This is a genomic window from Hymenobacter frigidus, assembly GCF_014640435.1.
GTDB classification, from domain to species: domain Bacteria; phylum Bacteroidota; class Bacteroidia; order Cytophagales; family Hymenobacteraceae; genus Hymenobacter; species Hymenobacter frigidus.
On the sequence record NZ_BMGY01000047.1, the window covers coordinates 1 to 16,282 of the forward strand.

Annotated in this window: 16 protein-coding genes; 14 read left to right on the forward strand and 2 right to left on the reverse strand. The window is 60.0% G+C overall.

Annotated elements, in window-relative coordinates; translation table 11 throughout:
* Positions 1 to 412 precede the first annotated feature (412 nt).
* The 8 genes from IEW17_RS17505 (at position 413) to IEW17_RS17535 (ending at position 7,203) form a co-directional block, all read left to right on the forward strand.
* On the forward strand, positions 413 to 808 hold the full coding sequence (locus IEW17_RS17505) for a CsgE family curli-type amyloid fiber assembly protein (protein WP_188563355.1): 396 nt from the start codon (positions 413 to 415) through the stop codon (positions 806 to 808).
* A gap of 61 nt (positions 809 to 869) precedes the next feature.
* Positions 870 to 1,292, forward strand: coding sequence for a curli production assembly/transport component CsgF (locus IEW17_RS17510; protein WP_188563356.1), 423 nt, complete (start codon positions 870 to 872; stop codon positions 1,290 to 1,292).
* Positions 1,293 to 1,373: 81 nt separating this feature from the next.
* Positions 1,374 to 2,786: a CsgG/HfaB family protein gene (locus IEW17_RS17515; protein ID WP_229749097.1), complete on the forward strand. Its 1,413-nt coding sequence runs from the start codon at positions 1,374 to 1,376 to the stop codon at positions 2,784 to 2,786.
* A gap of 287 nt (positions 2,787 to 3,073) precedes the next feature.
* Positions 3,074 to 3,829: a hypothetical protein gene (locus tag IEW17_RS17520; protein WP_188563357.1), complete on the forward strand. Its 756-nt coding sequence runs from the start codon at positions 3,074 to 3,076 to the stop codon at positions 3,827 to 3,829.
* Positions 3,830 to 3,958: 129 nt separating this feature from the next.
* Positions 3,959 to 4,573: a hypothetical protein gene (locus IEW17_RS17525; protein ID WP_188563358.1), complete on the forward strand. Its 615-nt coding sequence runs from the start codon at positions 3,959 to 3,961 to the stop codon at positions 4,571 to 4,573.
* Between the two features lie 68 nt (positions 4,574 to 4,641).
* Entirely contained in the window at positions 4,642 to 5,004 is a 363-nt protein-coding gene (gene csgH, locus IEW17_RS21530) for a curli-like amyloid fiber formation chaperone CsgH (RefSeq protein ID WP_373286172.1), read from the forward strand.
* Between the two features lie 187 nt (positions 5,005 to 5,191).
* Positions 5,192 to 6,706, forward strand: coding sequence for a carboxypeptidase regulatory-like domain-containing protein (locus IEW17_RS17530; protein ID WP_188563359.1), 1,515 nt, complete (start codon positions 5,192 to 5,194; stop codon positions 6,704 to 6,706).
* A 47-nt stretch (positions 6,707 to 6,753) separates the two neighbouring features.
* Positions 6,754 to 7,203 carry an SRPBCC family protein gene (locus tag IEW17_RS17535; RefSeq protein WP_188563360.1) on the forward strand — a complete coding sequence of 150 codons (450 nt, stop codon included), beginning with the start codon at positions 6,754 to 6,756 and terminating at the stop codon, positions 7,201 to 7,203.
* A gap of 1 nt (position 7,204) precedes the next feature.
* On the opposite strand, the gene IEW17_RS17540 is transcribed toward IEW17_RS17535, so the two are convergent.
* On the reverse strand, positions 7,205 to 7,669 hold the full coding sequence (locus tag IEW17_RS17540; RefSeq protein ID WP_188563361.1) for a GNAT family N-acetyltransferase: 465 nt from the start codon (positions 7,667 to 7,669) through the stop codon (positions 7,205 to 7,207).
* A gap of 77 nt (positions 7,670 to 7,746) precedes the next feature.
* Here IEW17_RS17540 and IEW17_RS17545 point away from each other — a divergent pair, with 77 nt between their 5' ends.
* The 5 genes from IEW17_RS17545 to IEW17_RS17565 all read left to right on the forward strand — a co-directional run bounded on the left by IEW17_RS17545 (position 7,747) and on the right by IEW17_RS17565 (position 13,530).
* Entirely contained in the window at positions 7,747 to 8,943 is a 1,197-nt protein-coding gene (locus tag IEW17_RS17545; protein ID WP_373286173.1) for a class I SAM-dependent rRNA methyltransferase, read from the forward strand.
* Between the two features lie 100 nt (positions 8,944 to 9,043).
* Positions 9,044 to 10,555, forward strand: coding sequence for a 1-hydroxycarotenoid 3,4-desaturase CrtD (gene crtD / locus IEW17_RS17550; RefSeq protein WP_229749098.1), 1,512 nt, complete (start codon positions 9,044 to 9,046; stop codon positions 10,553 to 10,555).
* A gap of 65 nt (positions 10,556 to 10,620) precedes the next feature.
* Positions 10,621 to 11,301 carry a carotenoid biosynthesis protein gene (locus tag IEW17_RS17555; RefSeq protein WP_188563363.1) on the forward strand — a complete coding sequence of 227 codons (681 nt, stop codon included), beginning with the start codon at positions 10,621 to 10,623 and terminating at the stop codon, positions 11,299 to 11,301.
* 163 nt (positions 11,302 to 11,464) lie between these two features.
* The gene (locus tag IEW17_RS17560; RefSeq protein WP_188563364.1) at positions 11,465 to 11,623 is read left to right on the forward strand and encodes a hypothetical protein; all 159 of its coding nucleotides are present in this window, start codon (positions 11,465 to 11,467) and stop codon (positions 11,621 to 11,623) included.
* Between the two features lie 185 nt (positions 11,624 to 11,808).
* Positions 11,809 to 13,530 (forward strand): M28 family metallopeptidase, encoded by a 1,722-nt coding sequence (locus tag IEW17_RS17565; RefSeq protein WP_188563365.1) that lies wholly within the window; start codon positions 11,809 to 11,811, stop codon positions 13,528 to 13,530.
* 5 nt (positions 13,531 to 13,535) lie between these two features.
* Here the strand turns inward: IEW17_RS17565 and IEW17_RS17570 are convergent, their stop codons facing one another.
* Positions 13,536 to 13,967 carry a hypothetical protein gene (locus IEW17_RS17570; protein WP_188563366.1) on the reverse strand — a complete coding sequence of 144 codons (432 nt, stop codon included), beginning with the start codon at positions 13,965 to 13,967 and terminating at the stop codon, positions 13,536 to 13,538.
* Positions 13,968 to 14,139: 172 nt separating this feature from the next.
* On the opposite strand from IEW17_RS17570, the gene IEW17_RS17575 reads away from it, so the two are divergent.
* Positions 14,140 to 16,188, forward strand: coding sequence for a M13 family metallopeptidase (locus IEW17_RS17575; protein ID WP_188563367.1), 2,049 nt, complete (start codon positions 14,140 to 14,142; stop codon positions 16,186 to 16,188).
* The last annotated feature ends 94 nt before the right edge of the window (positions 16,189 to 16,282 follow it).

Below are 16,282 nucleotides of genomic sequence, written 5' to 3' on the forward strand. Positions count from 1 at the left end.
CTATCAAGCTGATTTTAGCTCAAAACTCACCCTCACCCCTTAATTTTTAACACAGTTCATGTAGAGCCGGGCATTTTACCTTGAGCCGCCCAATGGCCATTGCACAATATTTAACTATTTTTGCATTTAATTAAAATAAGCACTACGTTTGCCCATATTAATCTTTTTTAAAGCTTATTAATAACAAGAGCTTTTCGCCATGCTTAGCGGTTGGGGCACCCTGCGCTTTTTCTGTGAGTTCCGCTTACTATCGGGCTGGAAAAGCGCAATACAATCCCCGCTAAGCTGGATTATCAGTGTTGGACTACTACTGGCACTTGCCAGCCCAACTCGTGCGCAACAACCGCCTGCCCAGTCGGCCAAGCCAGCCGCCACTGGCCCGGACTCACCAAAGCCCCTTGCACCCAAACAGTTGGAAGAAGCCCTGCGGCTGCTGCTGCGGGCCGACTCAGCCGGCCGCGCCTCCCGCCGTACGGGCTCGGAGTCGCAGGGGCTGGTGATGGACCAGACCATCAGCAAGTTGGGGCGGGATTTCTACGATTTGTTTTACGGCTCCTTTGAGGCTCCGGGCGGTCTGGAAGACTTTACTATTGTGGTGGTGGAACGGCAGGCCCGCGCCAACAATGCTGTAGTGGCACTAATAGTGAACGACACGGAGTTGTTCGAAATGCCCCTGATACCCCGAGCCGATATGATGGAAGAGTCGGCGAGGGCGGCCGTGGGCGCAGCGGTTGACTTTCTGCTGCAAGCTCAAAGCATTAGTCGCCAGCTGGAATCGGGTCGCAAAATGCCCCCCGAGGTATTCTAGTACCTCCCCTGCTCTGCCTAGAATTCCCACTCCACACGCTTTTTCCTCAACTTTTTTCTGCATGAAAACACTATCTACGCTCGCCTTGCTGGTTCTACTTGGCTTTTGGGCGCGCCCCGGCCATGCGCAGGACTTTACATACGAACCCAAAAACCCGGCTTTTGGTGGCGGCAACCCCTTCAACTACGCCTGGCTGCAAGCGTCGGCTACGGCCCAAAACACGATTGAGGACCCCAGCAAGACCGCAGCGGGACAGCCAGACCCGCTGGCTCAATTTGCGTCCAACGTGAACCAGCAGGTATTGTCGCAGCTCACCAGCCGTCTCATCGCCTCGCAGTTTGGCACGGGAGCTATCAAGCCGGGCTCTTACACCGTGGGCGGCTATCAGGTGAATGTGACGCAAGGTGCCAACGGCGTAGAAATAGTGGTGATTGATGTGAGTACCGGCAACCAGACCACGGTCACCATTCCCAAAGGCCTGTAAAGCCAATGCCGCCTGAGCGGCGGGTACAATTGGCACCTGCCCGGCTCGCCCCTGGGCGCTACCCCCTTTTTTCTGATTTCCATGACTGCAACCCGATTTTACCGGTTGGTAGCCGCTGTGCTGCCCTTTTGGCTCAGTGCCTGTTCGCCCTACCTGCACCAACACCTACTGTCTACGCAGCCCGCCCGCCTGGGTGCGGAAACAGATGGAGACACGCGCTGGCAGAACTTGCCCCGCGCCCGCAGCAAGACGGTAGTAGCCGTATACAAATTCCGGGACCAGACCGGCCAGTATAAGCCGCAAGCCAACGGCTCCAGTTTTTCGACGGCTGTTACCCAAGGCGCTACGACCATGCTCATCCGGGCCTTGGAACAGTCGCAGTGGTTTGAGCCAATTGAGCGCGAGAACCTGGGCAATCTGCTTAATGAGCGCAAGATTATCCGCTCAACGCGCGACGAATACGCAGCCCTGACCGGCCGGAAGCAACCACCGCTGGCTCCCCTGCTGTTTGCGGGCATCATTCTGGAAGGAGGCATTATCTCCTACGATTCCAACATTCTCACCGGCGGCGCGGGCCTGCGCTACTTTGGTGCAGGAGCTTCGGGCCAGTATCGCCAAGACCGGGTGACAGTGTATCTGCGAGCCATAAGTACGAACTCCGGCAAGATTTTTAAGACGGTATACACGTCCAAAACCATTTTGTCTCAGCAGGTGGATGCCAACCTGTTTCGGTTCGTCAACTTCAAGCGCCTTCTCGAAACAGAAACCGGCTTCACGTATAATGAGCCCAGCGAGATGGCAGTGAAGGATGCCATCGAAAAATCGGTGCAGGCCCTCATCTACGAGGGGTTTGAGGACAACCTGTGGTCCCCACGCGACTCGGCCGACGTCAACGGCCCCGGCCGACAGGCCTACCTCCGCGAGCGAACGGACAACCTCGACATTGACGTGCTGGGCCGCGCGCAAAAGCCCCGCCGCAGCAACGTCGGCTTTGGCGCGGCCGTGGCCGGGCAGCGCTACGCCGGCGATTTCGGCTCGCCCCAAACCCGCCTAGCCACCGACTTCACGGTGCGGTACCAGCCGTGGGAGCGCACGTCGGTGTTCCTGACCGCGGGCCGGGGCCGACTGGCCGCGGGCTTGCGGGGCAGCTCCTTCGACCAAGCCTTTACCTATGCCGAGCTGGGCACGCTGTTTCGCCTCTATCCCCGCGACCGGTTCACGCCCTTTGTGCTGCTGGCCGGCGGGGCCTCCACCCGCGAACCGTTTCGGCTTGGCGACACCAACAACACTTTCGCCCACCTAACCAGCGGGGTCGGGGCGGAGTACCTCCTCACCAGCCACTTGGGCCTGAGCGCGAGCGTGACCAACCGCTACTTTTTCAGCGACAACCTCGACTTCGTGAACCGCGGCCGCTACAACGACTTCTACTGGACCGGGCGGTTGGAAGCGACCCTGTACATCGGCCGGCAGCGCGGAACCTCCGTTGTCCGCTAAACTGCTAAACGCGAGTGGCAGCAGCTACCAAAAGCCATTGAGCAGAGAGTTGTTCTTTGTTACAATATCATTATACAAATTATAATAGTAATTATTTTTATTAAAAATGTACTTAAACGACCCAAATTTGACATATTTAGTATTATCGTAATTATTTTTGTAATTATTTTTGAAAAAAGGTTTGTTGTTTAAAAAACACTATTATATCTTTGATTCGTTCTTCCGGAGAGAGCAGCCACACACCTTCACCATTTTCACATCCCAACATTTTCCCAACCTACTTTTCTATGAAAACGCTTAACACCGCCTTTCTTCTGCTGGCTGCGGCCACCTTCACAGTAGGCACTGCTTCGGCTCAGGTGCGCGTCAGCAGCGGCGTTGCCAACGCCAAGCCCGCTGCCCAGAGCAACGGCTTCACGCTCCGCAACATCCCCCCTGTAAACCTGCAACTGGCTCCCACCGCCCGCACCGAAGGTCGGATTGACCACGATTCGTACGTATCGCAGCTCGGTGCCGACAACTTTGCCCGCGTAGACCAGACGGGTAATAACCAATCGGCCAACATGATTCAGGTAAATCCCGACCAGGCTACCCTCTTCGGCAACGACGGCTACCAGCGCCAGTCCAACGGGACCGGCACCATTGGCGAAAACGCTGCCTACATGGTGCAGAGCGGAAAAGACAACTACGCTGACCAGGCCCAAGCCGGGAACCGCAACGTCGCCATTGTTGAGCAAGGCGGAATGGGTGCCGGTGGTGCCCGCAACTCCAACTACTCAGTGCAGTGCCAGACCGGTTCCGAGAACTACGGCTACGTAGACCAGGACAGCAACGGCAACTTTGCCCAACAGGAGCAGGTAAGCAGCATTTCCAGCAGCATCGGCGGCGGCCTGAACCCCGGCAGCGCATCCAACGGCAACTTTGCGGACACCCGCCAAGGTAACGGCTTCCAGGCTGGCAGCAACGGTTCGGACGCCCAGTGGAGCCAGGTGTTCCAGAACGGCCAGAACAACCGCGCCATGGTTCGTCAGGACCACGACTAGTTCAAGGCATTGGGCGGGCTGCTGCTAAGCGGCCCGCCGTAGCTGTTCAGCGGGCTCCGTGCATTGCCGACGGCAACGTGCGGAGCCCCTCGCAGCTCCTTTCTTTTTCACCGCATAAGCCTTTCTCTCATGAAACACCTCATGATACTGCTGGTGAGCCTGCTCGGTTGCGTACTGGTTCCGACCACAACGTGGGCCCAGCTGGTTTCGGAATCTTCTGCCAGCCAAGGCCGCGCCTCCGACCTCCAGGCGGCAACGTTGCAGCCACAGCGCTTGGCACAGCTGGTTGGCAGCGCCGACAACGTCTCGTTGCTCAGCCAAATCGGCAACAGCAACGAGGCGTTTATTAAGCAGGTAGGCGATGATAATGCCTCCCGGCTTGCCATTCTGGGCAGCAACAACAAAACGGACATAACCCAGAGCGGCCGGCGCAACCTACTTGAGCTGGACCTAGTTGGCAACAACAACCCCATTGTCGTGAAGCAGTTTGGCAACAACAACGTGTACGACGTGGACCTGAACGTGTCCAACACGCCCGTTAACCTCGTGCAAAACGGCAACAGCAACCGGGTGATGAGCAGCCTGACCGCGACTGACCGCGAGTATTCCATTCGCCAGTACGGCAACAACAATGTTCTGAACCAAGTAGAGGGCAACGCCACTTTGCTACAAAAAGGCTACAATGTGGAAATGCGTGGCAACGGCATTCGCATGACCATCGAGCAAGGCCGCGCAACTCCTTAGTGGTAAGTACGGCTTGTTTCAGCGCCCCTTCACCAGTTCTCTATTTCTTACTACTCTCTTTCTGAGCTATGAAATGCGCCCCGCTGGTGCTTGCCTATTTAGTGGTACAGCCCAGCGGGGCGTTTGGCCCTGCGCCTTGCCAGGCACAGCTAGAAGTAGCTCAGCAACAGGCAAGCCTGACAATAACCGGGTATTGCCGTAGCTTGATAGCCGCACCGGCGCGCTACCGCTACCAGCTGCTGACGAAACGCCACAGCCGCAGTGGCTACTCACAAAACAGTCAAGGCGGGGAATTTGCACTAACTGCTAACCAAGTTGCCGTGCTTTCGCGTGTGCACCTGACAACGGGGCCTAACAATGCTGGCACAACGTACTTACTTGTGTTTGATGCCGCTGGTCAGGTAGTGTCGCAAGATTCTACTCACTTTTAGTGTATCTGGCCCAGTGACCCGCTACTTCGCTGCCATGCCAAGCTTTTCTGCTGAAGACTCAGACCTTGCGTGTGAGTCTTTTTTATTGTCCGCACCCGGCCAATATCAACATTCTAACATTACATTGTTTCTCTCTGATTTTTCTCTACATTTAACGCCAATTCCCTTCCCTTTTGCTGCTCCTATTATGAGACTACGCTTATTATTCGCCTTGTTCGCTACGCTAGCGTTTAGTTTAAGTGCCTGCCAGGAAGAATCAGTAGAGCCCATTCGGTACGGGGCCATTGAGGGTACCGTGCTTGATGCCCGCACCAACCGACCCCTAGCCAACGTATCCATCAGCACCAATCCAGCTACCGGCTCGTACGTGACGGATGCGCTGGGCCGCTTCAAGATAGACCAGGTACCCACCGGCCAAGTTGGCGTGACAGCGCGCAAAACCGATTATAACCCGGTAACGGCAACGCTGACGGTGAACGAAGGCCAAAACACGCCCATATCAATCCAACTGGAAAAACCGGCAGCGGCCACGCCGCCCGGTGCCCCCACCCGGCCCGACCCAGTCCCGGGCAGCACCAACCAGGCCACTGAAATAACGCTGAGCTGGCACCCCGCCAATGCCGCCAAGAACGACTCGCTTCGCTACGATGTCGTGCTGTACGAAGGCAACAACATCAATCAGCGCAACCTGCTCACCAATTCTAAAGACAGCACGGTACTGGCCACCGGCCTGCTCTACAACACCACCTACTACTGGCAAGTCACAGTTCGCAACCCGGCTGGGGCCATTGCGCGCGGCACGGTCTGGAGCTTCCAAACCCGGGCCCTGCCCGATAACCGCTACCTCTACGCCCGCACCGTGGGCGGCAACACCGACATTTATTCTTCGAACGAAACCGGAGCCAACCTGGTGCGCCTGACCTCAGCTATGACGGTAGAGACGGCTCCGCAACTCAGCCCCAACCGCGATTTGGTGGCGTACTCCTCCAATGCCAACGGGCAGTTTCAGCTCTACATTATGAACCGCGACGGCTCGAACCAGCGCCGCATCACCACCCTGTCGGCGGAGAGCTACAACAATGCGGGCATCGGCTACCGCTGGTCGCCGGATGGGGCCCAGCTGATTTATACGCACTACGACCAGCTACTCCGCATCAACCGCGACGGGACGGGGCTCACGCTTCTTGCCACCGCCCCTTCAGGCCGGCACTTTCGCGAGTGCGACTGGACTACCCAGCAAGGCGGCCGCCTGATGGTGCAAACTATTGGCGTTAACCCCTATGATTCAGAACTCTACCTGTATAACGTGGACGGCACCAACCCAGTGCTGCTGGTGGGTAATCTGCCGGGGCGGGTCGATTCGCCCAGCTTCAGTATTGATGGGCGCACCGTGCTGTACACGCGCGATGTAGCAGGCTTCAACGATGCCAACGGGCGGCAGCTCGACTCGCATATTTTCGCCCAGCGCATTGATGGCTCTTCCACAGTTGACATCACGGCCGGCACCGGTTCGGGAAACCCTGGCAGCAAAGCCACGGGCACCAACGACATCATGCCCCGCTACTCACCCGATGGCTTCCGAATGATTTTTGTGAACCGCACCAACGATAACCTGAGCCCGCCGGAAATTTGGGCAGCAGACCTCGACGGCCGCAACCGGGCCAAACTGTTCAGCAACGGGTTCCTGCCCGATTGGAAGTAAGCGCAGCCGGGCCCGAACAATAACGGCGGCGGAGCGTTAGCACGGCTATGCACGTTACCCTTCGCACTGCCGTGGCCCAGCCGCCGGCCCAGGTTATGGCCGGCTTCACGCGGGACCTGTTCGAGGCCCTGGCTCCACCGTTTCCCCGGCTGCGGGTGCTGCGCTTCGATGGCTGCCGCCCCGGCGACCACGTCGACATTGAGCTGGATACGCTGGTGACGCGCTTAAGCTGGACCTCGTTGATTGTGGATGCTGGCGTGCTGCCCGATGGCACCCATTTTTTTGTGGACGAAGGCCAGCGCCTGCCACCGCCCCTGCGCTATTGGCGGCACCGGCACCTCATCGAGCCCGGCCCCGACGGGGGCAGCGTGATTGTTGATGCCTTGGAATACCGCACCGCGTCGCGGCTGCTTGACCGGCTGCTCTACCCGGCCATGTGGGCCCAGTTTGCCTGGCGCAAACCCATTTACCGGCGTTGGTTCAGTAAGTTGAAATAAATTAAAGGTCAAGCACCATTTTCACATCGGTACGCTGGTAGGGCGTGGGCGGCACCGGCACATGCCGAAACCCCAGCTTCTCGTACAGCCTGAGCGCCGGGGTCAAACGGGAATTGGAGAGTAGCTCCACCCGGCTGGCACCCAGTTCCCGAGCCTTATCCAGTACGGCTGTTCCCAACGCCCAGCCTATGCCCAGGCCCTGCGCCCGCGGCGAAACGGCCATTTTTGCCAACTCGTACAAACCGCCGTGCTCGTTGATGAGGGCGCAGGTTCCCACCAAATCTCCATCGTAGCTAGCCATGAAAATATGGCCGCCGGGGTTCAGGATATAACCTTGGGGGTCGTCAAGCATTTCATTGTCGATGGGCTCCAGGGTAAAATAGCACGAAATCCATTCGTGGTTGAGGGCGCGAAAAGCGGGCTGGTGGGCCGGCTGGTAATCGAGGATGGATAAGCTGGTGGGCATGAAATTATCTGGGTAAGGAGCGAATGAAAGCCTGGCGCAAAGTTCGCACACGCGCTGCCGTACCTTTGTGGGCTATGCTGAACCCCGCCACCATCGTCCTCAAAAACGGAAAAGACCATTCCTTACGCCGCCGCCACCCGTGGGTATTCTCCGGAGCCATTGCCCGGGTGAAGGGCGAGGCCTTCGAAGGTGACCCCGTGCGAGTCGAAACCATTGACGGCGAATTGCTGGGCGTGGGGCATTTTTCGGGCGGTGGCTCCATTGCCGTGCGCATGCTGGACTTTGGCGAAAATGCTACTCTACCCACGCCGGAATTCTGGCAGGCCAAGCTGGGCAATGCCTACCAGCTGCGCCAGCGCCTGCGCCTGACCGGCGCGGCCGATACCGACGTTTTTCGCCTCATTCACGCCGAGGGCGACGGCCTGCCCGGCCTGATTATCGACGTGTACGGCGATGTGGCCGTGGTGCAGGCCCACAGCGTGGGCATGTACCGGGCCCGCCCCGACATTGCAGCGGCCCTGCAAGTAGTGTTCGGCAACAAGCTGCGGGCCATTTACGACAAGAGCGCCGAAACCGTGCCCGGCAACGCCGTGCCCGATGCCCAGAACGGCTACCTCTTCGGCGCCAGCACCGGCACCGAGCACCTGGTAACCGAAAACGGCCATCAGTTTGCCGTGGATTGGGAAACGGGTCAGAAAACCGGCTTTTTCATCGACCAGCGCGACAACCGCGCCCTGCTAGCCCGCTATTCGCCCGGCCGCAAGGTGCTCAACACCTTCTGCTACACCGGCGGCTTTTCGGTGTACGCTCTGGAAGCCGGTGCCGAGCTGGTGCACTCCGTCGATTCGAGCAAGAAAGCCATTGCCCTCACCGAGCGCAACGCCGAGCTGTCGAACCACGCCGACCGCCACGCCGCCTATCCCGACGACGTGCTGGGTTTCCTAAAAAACCACTCGGCTCAGTACGACCTGCTGGTGCTCGACCCGCCCGCTTATGCCAAGCACATGGGAGCGCGCCACGCCGCTCTGATGGGCTACAAGCGCCTCAACGCAGCTGGTATTGCCCATCTTGCGCCCGGCGGGTTGCTCTTCACGTTCAGCTGTTCGCAGGTAGTTAGCCCCGAATTATTTGAAGGCGCGGTGCTGGCCGCGGCCATTGAGGCGGGCCGTCCGGCGCGCATCCTGCACCGCCTCACGCAGCCCGCTGACCACCCGGTGAGCCTGTTTCACCCCGAAGGGGCCTACCTGAAAGGGCTGGTGCTGGCGGTAGAGTAATTATTCTCTACAGAATGAACGTCATGCTGACGTTCATTTCATTTTTAACCCGAACCCCACCTGGACTGAGGCTGTTGCTGCCTAAACTTTCTCATTCTCTGTGAAGCAAGCGAAAAGCAAACACCCTGCACCCATTGTTCCCAAACAGCCCGTGGCCGTCATCGGCGCGGGCATCGCGGGCATTGCCACGGCGGCGCGGCTGGCCGTGGCGGGCCACGCCGTGACGGTATTTGAGGCCGCGGCCACGTTTGGGGGCAAAATGCACCAGTTTGCGCTGCCCGGCGGCTACCGCTTCGATGCCGGGCCGTCGCTGTTTACACTACCGCAATTAGTGGACGATATTTTCCGGCTGGCGGGCCGCGAGCCGGCCGACTACTTCCGCTACGAGCGCCTCGACCCTATTACCCAATACTTCTTCGCCGATGGTACCCGGCTCACGGCCTGGGCCGACGCGGCGAAGTTTGCGGCCGAAGTAGAGGAAAAGCTGGACACGCCCGCGGCGGCAGTCACGCAGTTTCTGAGCCGCAGCGGCCGGGCCTACGATGCCACGGCGGGCACGTTTCTGCACAAGTCGCTGCACAAGGCTGGCACCTACCTCAGCCCCGAAACGCTGAAAGCCGTGGCCGCGCTGCCCCAGCTCGGGCTGCTGGGCACCATGCACCAGCGCCACGCCCGAGCCTTTGCCGACCCGCGCCTGGTGCAGCTGTTCGACCGCTACGCCACCTACAACGGCTCGGACCCCTACCAGGCCCCGGCCACGCTGAGCATGATTCCGCACCTGGAGCACGGCATTGGGGCATTTTATCCGGAAGGCGGCATCTATGCCATTGCCGCCAGCCTGCACCGGCTGGCGGAGGAGTTTGGGGTGAAGTTCCGCTACAACGAGCCGGTGGAGGAAATCACCGTGGCCGAGGGCCGCGTAACGGGCCTGCGCACGGCGCTCGATGCGTATGCCTTTGGCCAGGTGGTGAGCAACATGGACGTGGTGCCCACCTATCGGCGCCTGCTGCCGCAGCAGCCCGCGCCCGAGCGCACGCTCAGCCAGCCCCGCTCATCCTCGGCCCTGATTTTTTACTGGGGCATTGCCCGTGAGTTTCCCGCGCTCGATTTGCACAACATCTTCTTTTCGGGCGATTACCAGCGCGAGTTTCAGGCTATCTTTCAGGACAAGACCGTGGCCGACGACGTGACGGTGTACGTGAACGTGACCTCCAAGAAAACGCCCGCTGATGCCCCGGCCGGCCACGAAAACTGGTTTGTGATGGTGAACGTGCCCCACGACCAGGGCCAGGACTGGGCCGCTCTCACGGCGCACACCCGCCGCGTGGTGCTGGCCAAGCTGAGCCAGGCGCTGGGCGCCGAAATCGAGCCACTGATTGCCGCCGAAAAGGTGTGGACGCCGCCTGGTATTGCCGCCGATACCTCGTCGTTCGGAGGGGCGCTCTACGGCAGCTCCTCGAACAACGCGCTGGCGGCGTTTTTGCGGCACCCCAATTTTTCGGGGCGGCTGGATGGGCTGTACTTTTGCGGCGGCTCGGTGCATCCAGGCGGCGGTATTCCGCTGTGCCTACTATCAGCCAAAATCGTTTCTTCGCTTATCAATGAGGAATAAAGAATGAGGAACCGACCCACGGCAATTCCTCGCTCCTCATTCCACGTTCCTCATGCTTTAACAATATGGTTGACTACATCGAGCCGCTCCCGGCCGTGACCAATACCCGGCTGCGCGTGGCCCAAGGCGTGGTGCTGCTGTTCCACATCACGGGTTTTGTGGGGTTGGCTTTTTCGAAAAACCCTGAGTTTTACCTACGCTTTACGCCCCTCACGCTGGGGCTCACGGCGCTGCTGCTGCTGGCGTTTCAAAAAGACCGCGGGGCCGCGTTTTGGGGGTTTTGCTTCACGGTGGCGCTGCTGGGGTTTGTGGCCGAGGTGATTGGGGTGAGCACCAGCCTGTTTTTCGGGCATTATTACTACGGCGATACGCTGGGCTTTAAGCTGCTGGATATGCCGCCCTTTGTGGGCGTACCGCCGATGATTGGCCTCAACTGGCTGGTGCTGACGTACGTGTGCGGCATCCTGGCCCGCCACTTGCCCCTGGGCGAGCTGCCCCGCACCATTCTGGCGGCCTTGCTCATGGTGGGCCTGGATATGTGCATGGAGCCGGTGGCCAGCAGATTCGATTTCTGGCATTGGTCAAACAACATTATTCCGGCTCAGAACTTTCGTGACTGGTTTATCCTGGCCTGCGTGATGCAGATGCTGTTCAACCGGGCCTCATTCACCAAGAAAAACCCGCTGGTGCCGCTGGTGTACCTGGCGCAATTACTGTTTTTTTTCCTGCTTGGTGCGTTGAAGTAGCGTTACCCGTGCAGCGCTTCGCCACACCGTCCGCCCGGTTTGGTACCCGAAACCCGCTCTTCTTTCCTGCCTATGTCTGCCGCTACGCTGGCAGGCGCTTCCCTGCAGGGCGCATCGAACGCAACGCCGCCTGTCGGTGGTGCCGCGCCAGTTTTGCGTCAACGTGCAAACCGGCTTTCCCAAGACTTGGGATGAAGTGATGAAAACCCTGACCAACGACCCGGCCTCGCAGCTACAACAGCTGCTCAACGGTGAAATCCACAATCGACTGTTCCGCGCCGACACCATTATCCATCTGCCAGCCAAGGTGTTGATGAAATAACTCAACGTGCTGCTCAACCCGTCGGTTTTCCCGCCCGCCCGGTTCAATATGGCCGAAGTGTTACGCAGCATTTTCCTGTACTACATTCGGGGCATCTGCACCGATGAAGAGGCGCGGATTACGGCTGAGTATTTTGCCCAGCTGTAGACGGCCCTGGCCCCGGCCGGGCCCAATTGCTTATACGGATGCGTTTATTCACGTTGCGCGGGTGGCTGGTGCCGGCCGCGGCGGGCCTGCTGCTGGCGGGTTGCCAGAGCCAAAATTCGTCGTCGGAAACCGCTACGGCTGACCGCCGCACCGAAACCGCTCCCACCGATACGGCCAGCGTGCCCGCCCCGGCCGATGGCATTACCGCCTCGCTCATCGGCCAGCACATCAAAGTCCTGGCTTCAGACGATTTTCAGGGCCGCCGGCCATTCACGGCGGGCGAGGAAAAAGCCACCGCCTACCTGGCCACCGAATTTAAAAAACTGGGCCTGCAGCCCGGCCCCGATGGCAGCTACTTCCAGGCCGTGCCGCTGGTGGAAATAACCGGCACGCCCGACCCCACGGCCACTGTGGCCGGCAATGGCAAGAGCCTGACGCTGAAGTACCGCGACGACTACATGTTTCTCACGGAGCGGGAGCAGCCCACGGTCGAAATCAAGAATTCGCCGCTGGTATTTGCCGGCTACGGCGTGGTGGCCCCCGAGTATAAGTGGGACGACTACGCGGGCCTTGATGTGAAAGGCAAAACCGTGGTGGTGCTCATAAACGACCCCGGCAACGCCGGCAACGACACCACCTTGTTCAAGGGCAAGGCCATGACGTACTACGGCCGCTGGGGCTACAAGTACGAGGAGGCCATGCGCCACGGAGCCACGGGCCTGCTCATCATTCACGACACCAAGCCCGCCTCCTACCCCTGGACGGTAGTGCAAAGCAGCAACGGCGGGGCCAAGCTGCACCCCCAAACGCCCGACCACGGGGCCAGCAAGCTCGCCGTGGAAGGCTGGATAACGCTGGATGCGGCCAAGCGCCTGTTCACGGCCGCCGGCCAGAACTACGAGGAAGCTTACACCGCCGCCAACAAGCCCGGCTTTCGTGGCAAAGCCTTTGGCCTGAACCTGAGCACCACGCTGCACAATAAAATCACGCTCAAGGCCTCGAAAAACGTGGTGGCCGTGCTGCCCGGCACCACCCGTCCCCAGGAATACATCATTTATACCGCGCACTGGGACCACCTGGGCATTGGCAAGCCCATAGCCGGCGACTCGATTTATAACGGCGCACTAGATAATGCCAGCGGCTGCGCCGGCCTGCTCACCATTGCCAACGGCTTTGCGCAAGCCAAACAGAAACCCGCTCGCAGCATCGTGTTTCTGGCCGTGACCGGCGAAGAGCAGGGCCTGCTGGGCTCGGCCTACTACGCCGCGCACCCGCTGTATGCGCCGGCCAGCACGGTGGCCAACATCAACATGGACGGGCTGCTGGGCTTCGGGCCAATGCGTGATTTGACCATCACGGGCTATGGGCAGTCGGACCTGGACGACTACGCCCGCGCCGCCGCTAAGGAGCAGAACCGCTACGTGCTGCCCGACCAGCACCCCGAAACCGGCAGCTTTTACCGCTCCGACCATTTCAGCTTTGCTAAAATTGGCGTACCGGCTCTATATGCCAAAGGCGAATTTGACAGCCGCCTGCGTGGCAAAGCGTTCATTGAAGAGCGGCGTAAAGACTTTGAGGCCAAGCGCTACCATCAACCCGCTGACGAGTACGACCCCCAATGGAACCTGCGCGGCGCGGAACAGGATGCCCGCCTGCTGTTCCGCATTGGCCAGCAGCTGGCCAGCGAAACGACCTTCCCCCAGTGGAAAGCGGGCTCAGAATTCAAGGCCACGCGGGATAAAAGCCGGGCGGGCAAGTAGCGGCCTTACCGCGCCAGCAGCCAGCCTAGTAGCCCGGCCCGCACCGTCCAGGCCAGGGTGCGCAGCCAGTTGGTGCGGATGAGGCCGTCGATGGCAATGTAGTCGTAGCCCTGCGCCAGCCGGTTGTGGAAGGGCACGGAGATGAAGAAGGTGACGGCCCAAATCAACCCTACCAGCGCCAGGCTCCACCAGCCTGCGCCGCCGGGCAGCGCAGTGCGCCCAGCCCAGGCCAGCCAGACCGCCAGGCCGAGTTCCATTACCATGGGGGCCAGAACCACGTAGCCCATGCGGCGGGTGTGGGCCGCGTGGAAAGCCTCCCACGCCGCTTTAGGCACCAGCCCAAAGCTGGGGTAGTGCACCACCTGCACCGTCCAGATGAGACCGGTGAGGTAAGCGGCGGCGGCAAAGTTGAGAAGCAGCAGAAGGCGAAGCGGCATAACTGGCAGGCTGGTAACGGCGGGAAGATACTGCAGCGCTGAGCCGAGCGCAACGGTTATGCAACAGTTTCCGCCTAACATTGTCGTTGCAAAACGAAGCGTTACCGGTGGCCGCGCCAACCCGGAAGCCTCTAATCTTCAACCATTTTTTGCCGAACACCTGCTTCTTCGCATGAGAAAACCGCTAATTCTGTTGCCGCTACTGGCAGCCTTCGTTACGGGCTGCCCGTCTAACTCATTGAAAACGGCCGACTCCGGCAACCAGCCCGACCTGCTGCACGCGGCCCTCGACACCACGGTGGCTCCCGGCGACGACTTCTTCAGCTACGCCAACGGCACCTGGCTCAAGCAGCATCCCATTCCGGCTTCGGAAAGCAACTGGGGCATTGGCAAGGAGGTGCAGAACGAGGTGTACGCCCGCCTGCGCCAGACCAGCATCGAGGCGGCCGGCGCTAATGCCACGGGCGGCAGCAACCAGCAAAAAATCGGTGACTTTTGGGCAGTGGGGCTTGATTCGGTGAAAGCCGACAAGCTGGGGGCCACGCCTCTGAAGGCGGAACTGGACCGCATCGCGGCCATGAAAACCGTGGCGGAGGTGCCGGGCGTTATCGCCCACGAAATCCCGCTGGGCGTGAACGCGCTGATTGGCCCCGTGGTCTATCAGGACGCCAAAAACAGCGACCAGATGGCGCTGTACCTGAACCAGGCGGGCCTGGGCCTGCCCAACCGCGACTACTACTTCAACACCGATTCGCGCACGAAAAACATTCGGCGCGAATACCTGCGCCACGTCGCCAACACGTTCAAATTGCTCGGCCAGGATTCGACCACGGCCAAAGCCAACGCCGGGCGGGTGATGGCGCTGGAAACCACGCTGGCCAAGTCCTCACGCAAGCTCGAAGCCCTGCGCGACCCGTATGCCAACTACCACAAGATGAGCATCGCGCAGCTCAACAAGCTCACACCCGGCCTCGACTGGAAAACCTGGCTCGGCCAGATGGGGCTCACCACCGTGGATACCGTCATCGTGGGCCAGCCCGAGTTTTACCAAACGGCGGGGCAGCTGCTGAAAACCGCACCGCTGGCCGATTGGCAGGCCTACCTAACCTGGCAGCTGGTGCGCGAATACGCGCCCACGCTCAGCCGCGGATTGGTGGATGAGAACTTCCACTTCTACGGCACGGTGCTGCGCGGGGCCAAATCCATTCGCCCCCGCTGGAAGCGCGTGCTGGACATGCAGGAAAACGCCCTGGGCGAAGCACTGGGCCAGCTTTTTGTGAAGGAATACTTCAAGCCCGAAGCCAAAGCCCGCTACGACACGCTGGTGAAGAACGTGGTATCGGCCTTTGCCGAGCACATTCAGCAAGTGGACTGGATGAGCGCACCCACCAAAATAGTGGCCCTGGACAAGCTGCACAGAATCACGCCCAAAGTGGGCTACCCCAACAAGTGGAAAGACTACTCGGCCCTGACCATTGACCGCAGCTCACTAGCCGCCAACGTAATGCGCGCCAAGCAGTGGCAATACCGCTACGAGCTGAACAAGCTGGGCAAACCCGTGGACCGCACCGAGTGGGGCATGACCCCGCAGACCTATAACGCCTACTATAACCCCAGCAACAACGAGATTGTGCTGCCCGCCGCCGCCTTCGCCATTCCTGGCCTGCTCGATGCCGACGCTGATGACGCGCTGGTGTACGGCTACGCGGGGGCCAGCACCATCGGCCACGAGTTAACCCACGGCTTCGACGACGAGGGCAGCCAGTTTGACGCTCACGGCAACCTGCACGAGTGGTGGAGCAAGGCCGACCGCCAGCGCTTCAACCAGCGCGTGAACGGAATCGTGAAGCAGTTCAACGGCTACACGCTGCTCGATTCGTTGCACATCAATGGCAAAGCCACGGCCGGCGAAAACATTGCCGACCTCGGCGGCATCGTCATCGGCCTTGATGCTTTCAAGAAGACCAAGCAGTACAAAGAAGGCAAGAAAATCAACGGCCTCACGCCCACCCAGCGCTACTTTCTGGGCTACGCCCTGGGCTGGCAAAACCACACCCGCGACGAAAGCCTGGCCGCGCAGCTGCTCACCGACGTGCACTCGCCCGCCCAGTACCGCGTGAACGGCCCCATGGCCGACGTGCCCGCCTTCTACGAAGCCTTCGGCATCAAGCCCGGCCAAAAGCTGTACCGGCCCGACTCGACGCGCGTGGTCATTTGGTAATGGCTGTCATCACGAGGGCGCGGCCCGTGGCACTCCTTCCTCTGCATGCGCCTAGACCTAAATTATAGCAAGTGCTTCCTGTTGACAAAAATCC

Bases quoted from the DNA above. Each gene is read 5' to 3' on its own strand.
- IEW17_RS17515 (WP_229749097.1), top strand. From the start codon at position 1,374: ATGACTGCAACCCGATTTTACCGGTTGGTAGCCGCTGTGCTGCCCTTT.
- csgH (WP_373286172.1), top strand. From the start codon at position 4,642: ATGAAATGCGCCCCGCTGGTGCTTGCCTATTTAGTGGTACAGCCCAGC.
- IEW17_RS17570 (WP_188563366.1), bottom strand. From the start codon at position 13,967: ATGCCGCTTCGCCTTCTGCTGCTTCTCAACTTTGCCGCCGCCGCTTAC.
- IEW17_RS17525 (WP_188563358.1), top strand. From the start codon at position 3,959: ATGAAACACCTCATGATACTGCTGGTGAGCCTGCTCGGTTGCGTACTG.
- IEW17_RS17565 (WP_188563365.1), top strand. From the start codon at position 11,809: ATGCGTTTATTCACGTTGCGCGGGTGGCTGGTGCCGGCCGCGGCGGGC.
- IEW17_RS17555 (WP_188563363.1), top strand. From the start codon at position 10,621: ATGGTTGACTACATCGAGCCGCTCCCGGCCGTGACCAATACCCGGCTG.
- IEW17_RS17530 (WP_188563359.1), top strand. From the start codon at position 5,192: ATGAGACTACGCTTATTATTCGCCTTGTTCGCTACGCTAGCGTTTAGT.
- IEW17_RS17510 (WP_188563356.1), top strand. From the start codon at position 870: ATGAAAACACTATCTACGCTCGCCTTGCTGGTTCTACTTGGCTTTTGG.
- IEW17_RS17575 (WP_188563367.1), top strand. From the start codon at position 14,140: ATGAGAAAACCGCTAATTCTGTTGCCGCTACTGGCAGCCTTCGTTACG.
- IEW17_RS17540 (WP_188563361.1), bottom strand. From the start codon at position 7,669: ATGCCCACCAGCTTATCCATCCTCGATTACCAGCCGGCCCACCAGCCC.
- IEW17_RS17520 (WP_188563357.1), top strand. From the start codon at position 3,074: ATGAAAACGCTTAACACCGCCTTTCTTCTGCTGGCTGCGGCCACCTTC.
- IEW17_RS17535 (WP_188563360.1), top strand. From the start codon at position 6,754: ATGCACGTTACCCTTCGCACTGCCGTGGCCCAGCCGCCGGCCCAGGTT.